The sequence below is a fragment of the Novosphingobium sp. genome, from assembly GCF_041915465.1.
GTDB lineage: Bacteria > Pseudomonadota > Alphaproteobacteria > Sphingomonadales > Sphingomonadaceae > Novosphingobium.
The window spans coordinates 1-5,867 of the sequence record NZ_JAYSBK010000143.1 but is presented as its reverse complement, the minus strand read 5'-3'; the positions used below and the strand labels follow the sequence as shown (position 1 = coordinate 5,867).

The window sequence follows — 5,867 nt, the reverse complement described above, 5'->3', positions numbered from 1 at the left end:
GCCGGGCAGGATCGGCCTGCCCGGCGGCGCCCTTCAGCCCGCGTCCTCGGCCAGCATCAGCGCGCCGGTGATCCCGCTGTCCTCGCCAAGACCCGGCGCGACGATCCTGTGCCGCGCCGTTCCCGGCAGATAGCCCGCGCCAAGTTCTGCGCTGCACTCACGAATGCGCTCGATCAGGCCCGGTGTCTTCATGACCCCGCCCCCCAGCACCGCGACTTCGGCCGCAGTCATCGCAAACAGGCTGTGACAGAGCTGTCCGAGGTAGTAGGCGACCATGCCATGGGCTTCGTGGTCCGCCGGCAACTCAGACAGCGACGCACCCCACCGCGCCTTGATTGCCGGACCACTGGCCAGTCCTTCCAGGCAATCGCCGTGGTGCGGACAGATCCCGGCAAAGCCGCTATCGCCCGTCGGGCGGCGGACGTAGATATGGCCCAGCTCGGGATGGGCCGCGCCGTGCACCGGCGTATTATCCAGCACCAGCCCCCCGCCGATGCCCGTGCCGACCGTCACGTAGGCGAGCGAGGATGCCCCCTTTCCCGCGCCGTGCCGGGATTCAGCCAGGGCAGCGCCGTTGACGTCGGTGTCAAAACCAACCGCAACGCCGAACCGGTCAGCGAAGTAGCCTGCAAGATCGCAGTTCGCCCAGCCGGGCTTCGGCGTGTTGGTGATATGCCCCCATTGCGGCGATGCACGATCCAGCTCGACCGGCCCGAAGCTGGCAATGCCCAGCGCGCGCAGCTTGCCCTGTGCCGCAAACCATTCGGCTGCTGCCGCAAGGGTAGCGTCGGGGGTCAGGGTCGGAATGACATGACGGGCCAGGATTTCCGAGGATGAAGAACCCACCGCAAGGACGAACTTGGTTCCGCCCGCCTCGATCGCCCCAAGCAGGGCCATGTCGGCGGTGTTCATGCCGGTGCCTGTCCAGTCAACACGCAACGATCTCCTGACGCTTCGAGGCGCAGCAGCGGCGCCGGAACGCCGCCAAAATAGCGGTTCGCATCGGTCGGATCGCTTGGAACCGGCTGGCCGTCAAGGCCCCAGAAGTCGACGAAGCTGGCAACTTCAAGGTCGGCGGTGACAAACCAGCTATAGGTCTGGGTCGGTTCCGATGCCGGATTGCGCAGCACGAGGCCGGTTCCGTTGAGCGGACGCCAGGGGCCCGCCAGGCTATCCGCAACCATGCCATAGAGGCCATTTGGAGCGTGGCGCAGGCCGGGGGCGAAGGTGCTCGATTGCGTCGCCCAGAATACGAAGTAGCGGCCTGCGTGGAATACGACGTGGGCGCGCTCCAGTTCATTGTTCACCCCGTCTGCCTTGACGAGTGGCGGCAACAGGTGCCAGCCGTCGCCGTGCTTGCGGGCGATGCCGACAGCGCCATTGAAGTCGCTCCCGGCTTCGGCCAACGAGGCCGTGAAGATGAGATATTCCGCTCCGTCCGCCGGATCGCGGAAATAGGCAGGGTCACGGAAGGCCTTGATCTTGCCCGCTTCGCCCTCGTGGGCTGCGGCCAGCATGTAGTCTGGCAGAAAGCGCGTGATCGACGGGCGCGGCGCGGTCCAGCCGGCGGGCAGCCCGTCACCACCGATCGCGGCACTCGCCTCGAACAATTGCTGCTGATACCCGCCCGGCCGCTGCGAGGTGCCGGCCGCGGTGAAATAGAGCGTTACTTGCGATCCATCGAATACGGCCGATCCGGCCCATTCGCGCTCATAGGGAACCGGCTGGTCGGGCATTGCCGGGCCAAGATCGCGCCAGCCATCCGCCTCGCGCGCGAGCAGCCTGATCTTTGCCTCGAAGTGGCGCAGGTGCGGATTGCCGCGCTCCGGCGCGGTCAGCGCCATCCAGATTTCCCGGCCGCCGATCTTGGCCGCGCGGCCCTGCGGATCCTGGATCGGCCACATATCCCAATAGATCAGTTCGGGATCGAGACCGGCACGGTCGATTTTTTCAATCACCGGGACCAGACAACCCGAAGCGGGAGCGATTTTGCCGACGTGGTCGGCGGTCCAGGCCGTGCTCATGTACTTACCTTGGTCAGTCTTGCGCGGTGAACAGGGCCGGCCGGCGGGAAGGTGCGCCCGGCCGGCCCTGTTCCGCTGCATCAGAAGTCGAAGCGCAGCGAAGCGGAGACGGTGCGACCGTTGATCGAGCGCGCGCGGACGTAGTTGTTGACGCCCGGCGTAATCGAGCCTTCTTCGGCTTCGGTGATGCCGACGACGTTGAACAGGTTGTTCGCGTTGATCGATAGTTCGACATTTTCCATCGGGCGGAAGTTCACGAAGGCGTTGACCTGGGTGTAGCCCGGGAAAACCAGCAGGTTGTCGTCCTGGGCATAGGACTTGGTCGTGCCGACCACATTCAGGCCGAAACGGACCTGATCGAGGTCGATTGCGGGCGTGAACTGATAGACCAGCTTGGCCTGGCGGCGCGGGGTATGCCCTTCATTCGCGGGCGTGATCGCGTCCTTGGCGATCGTCGCATCGGTCCAGGTGGCACCGGCGCGCAGGTCGAAGATGCCCGAACGATAGGCCGCTTCAAGCTCGATGCCCTTGGCCTTGTAGGTGCGGTTGAAGAACTTCTGGGTCGTCGCCTCGAAGTTCTGTTCCTCGGTCCGGGCGAAGAAGCCCGTCGCGAACAGCCCGAACCCGCCCGAGCGATACTTCACGCCCAGTTCGTACTGATTGACGTAGTCGATTGCGTCTTCCTTGCGGACCGAACCGTCGGGCTGGACCACGCCGAACAGCAGGCGGTCGGCATTGGCGCGGCCGCCGCGGCTGGCGCGGGCAAAGACCGCCGCGTTGTCGTTCAGCTTGTAGTTCGCGCCGATCGACCACGAGACGTAGTTGACGTTGTAGTTGACCGGGCTGGGATTTCCATTGTCGATCAGCGAGACGCTGCGCTCGGTCGGATCGATGGTCCCGTTCCCGTTCACCTCATAATTGCTGACCTGCAGCGTCCCGGCATAGTTGCCGCGCGCCGAAACATTGTCCCAGCGCACCGAACCGTCGAGCGACAGGGCGCCGAGTTCGGCATTGAGCGCGGCGTAAGGCGCATTGATGTCATAGCTGACGTTATACGAACGCTGGCAGCAGTTGCCCCAGGCCGGAACACCATAGGCATAGAGCCCGCCCTGGGTCAGAACCTTGCCCGACACGGGATCGACCACGTTGACCAGCGCGGCATTGTTGCCCTTCACTTCCATCAGGAAGCTGTCCCAGGTCCAGTCCATGTCGATGTTCTGGCGGGCCTTGTAGAAGCCGGCGGTCAGCGTGGCGGAACCGAAGTCCTTGCTCAGCTTGATGTCGTTGGTAAAGCTGCCGAAATCGTTGATTTCGACGTTGAACAGGTGGGTGCGCATCAGCAGGCCATTGGCGTTGTTGAACGCCTGACCAGCCTGCGGGCCATTGGCATAGACCAGGTTGTAGCTGCCGGCGTTGCCAGTCAGCAGTTCACCCACCGAATTGCCGATCGCGCTGGCATTGCCGACTTCGGCCGGGAACGGCGAAACGAAGCGGCCCTTCACGCTGTTCCAGCGGAAGCGTTCCTCGAGCTTGACCCCATCGGCCACTTCGAACTGCGCTTCGAGACCGAGCGAGGTGACAACCGGATGCATCCCGTCGCGGATGTCGGTAACGCGGCGGTTGTTGTTACCGTCAAGCCCGGTCGCCGAGGTGAACAGCGCGCTGTGCGGCGTATCCTGCAGGATGTCGAAATTGGTGAACGAGCTGTACTTGGGATCCGAATTCGAGCCGGTCACCAGCATTGGCATCGGCAGATAGCCGATCGCCTTGTCGTCGAGGTGCTTGGCATAGAGCCGCACATAGCCGCCATCGAATTCCTGGGTGATGTTGGCCTTGATCTGATAGCCGCTGTTGCCGTTGTAACCGGCGCGGCGCGGGCCTTCGCCTTCGCGCCAGAAGCCGCCGATGTTGAAGCGGGTGTTCTCGCCGATCTTGGCGCCATAGTCGAAGTCGAGCCGGTAATCCTTATAGTCGAGGCCGACGGTCGCCATGATGGTGCCGCCTTCCTTGCTGCCGTCCTTCGAGATGAAGTTGATCACCCCGCCCGGCGCGTTCGACGCGAGCGTCGAGGCCGAACCGCCGCGCACGGCCTGGATCGACTTCACGGTCTGATCGGCGCGCAGGAAGATGTCGGCGTTACCGAAGGCAATGTCGCCGAACTGCATGACCGGCATGCCGTCTTCCTGCAGCTGCAGGAACTTGGCCCCGCCCGAGGCGACCGGCAGACCGCGCACGGCGATGTTGGCGTTGCCGTCACCACCGGTCGATTCCGAACGGATGCCCGGGATCTGGCGGAAGATTTCGGCCGTGGTGCGCGGCGCGGCTTCGGCCACGGCTTCGTTGTCGAGCGCACTGACCGAGACCGAGGTTTCGAGGCGGTTGGCCGGACGTGCGCTGGCGGTCACCACGATCTCGTCAAGTCCGAGCGCGTCCTTCTTCGAGCCGCCGTCAGCAGCCGCGGGAGCATCGCTGTCCTGCGCGAAAACGGGTGAGGAGAATGCCGTGAGTGCGACCCCAAGGGCAAAAGCGTGGCGAAGTTTCATGATGTCGTTTCCCTCTCCTGGGTTCTGATTCGGCCCTATGCATAGGTCTACAACAAACGTTTGCAATCGAAAAATGCAAACGTTTGTATTTTTGTCGGTTGTGTGGCACTCCATCCCTCGCGCAAGCCCGGAAACGGTGCGGCGAAGAGGATGACTGCAATGCAAAATGCTGAAAAACCGAAGCTTTCTCTCGCTCGAATCATCGAGATGAATATCGGATTCTTCGGACTCCAGTTCAGTTTCGGGCTGCAGCAGGCCAATATGGGGCCGATCTATGGCTTCCTGGGGGCGCACGAAGCCAGCATGCCGCTGCTGTGGCTGGCCGGACCGATGACGGGACTGATCGTCCAGCCGATCATCGGCGCGATGAGCGACCGCACCCAGTCCCGCCTTGGCCGCCGTACGCCCTATTTCCTGATCGGCGCGGTCATCTGCACGCTGGGCCTGCTCTTCATGCCGTTTTCATCCAGCCTGTGGATGGCGGCTTCGTTGCTGTGGATCCTCGATGCGGGCAATAACATCACGATGGAGCCCTACCGCGCCTATGTCGCGGATCGTCTCGCTCGCGATCAACGCTCGATCGGCTTTCTCACGCAAAGTGCCTTCACCGGCCTCGCCCAGACCCTTTCCTACCTCGCCCCCACCCTGCTCACCGCCTTCATCGCCAAGGACGTGCTCGATGCCAACGGCATCCCTGCGATCGTCCGGGTCGCCTTCCTGATCGGCGCGATCCTGTCGATCAGCACGATCGTGTGGTCGGTCTGGCGCGTACCGGAACTGCCGATGAGCGAGGAGGAACAGCGAGAACTCGCAACGCGGCCGATGACGGCTGGCGCCACCCTGGCCGAAATCGGTAGCGCCATCCGCGAAATGCCGCGGCCGATGCGCCAGCTCGCCGTCGCGATGCTGTGCCAGTGGTATGCGATGTTCGCCTATTGGCAGTACATCACTTTCGCCGTTGGCCGCTCGATTTATGGTACGTCCGATCCTTCCAGCGCCGCCTTTCGCGATGCCACGCTGACCACGCAGCAGGCCGGTGCGCTTTACAACTTCATCGCCTTTGCCGGAGCCCTCGCGCTGATCCCGGTTGTGCGCCGATTGGGCGCGCGCTTGGCCCACGCGATCTGCCTGACGGCGTCAGGCGCGGCGATGCTGCTGATCCCGGGCGCGTCTACTCCAGTTGCCCTCTTTGCGCTGATGGCGGGAATCGGTATCGGTTGGGCCGGAATGATGGGCAACACTTACGTCATGCTGGCAGATTCGATCCCGCCCGAGCGGACCGGCATCTACATGGGGATCT

Annotated in this window: 4 protein-coding genes; 1 reads left to right on the top strand and 3 read right to left on the bottom strand. The window is 63.6% G+C overall.

Features of this window, described 5'->3' with window-relative positions:
* Positions 1-33: 33 nt before the first annotated feature.
* The 3 genes from ACE3SN_RS15890 to ACE3SN_RS15880 all read right to left on the bottom strand — a co-directional run bounded on the left by ACE3SN_RS15890 (position 34) and on the right by ACE3SN_RS15880 (position 4,567).
* A complete protein-coding gene (locus tag ACE3SN_RS15890) occupies positions 34-912 on the bottom strand; it encodes an ROK family protein (protein WP_374531663.1) in 879 nt (292 codons plus the stop codon).
* On the bottom strand, positions 909-2,024 hold the full coding sequence (locus ACE3SN_RS15885) for a glycoside hydrolase family 68 protein (protein WP_374531661.1): 1,116 nt from the start codon (positions 2,022-2,024) through the stop codon (positions 909-911). The genes ACE3SN_RS15890 and ACE3SN_RS15885 overlap by 4 nt, the downstream gene beginning before the upstream one ends.
* Before the next feature lie 80 nt (positions 2,025-2,104).
* A complete protein-coding gene (locus ACE3SN_RS15880; RefSeq protein ID WP_374531659.1) occupies positions 2,105-4,567 on the bottom strand; it encodes a TonB-dependent siderophore receptor in 2,463 nt (820 codons plus the stop codon).
* 159 nt (positions 4,568-4,726) lie between these two features.
* On the opposite strand from ACE3SN_RS15880, the gene ACE3SN_RS15875 reads away from it, so the two are divergent.
* The coding region (locus ACE3SN_RS15875; protein ID WP_374531658.1) for an MFS transporter at positions 4,727-5,867 on the top strand (1,141 nt) is incomplete at its 3' end.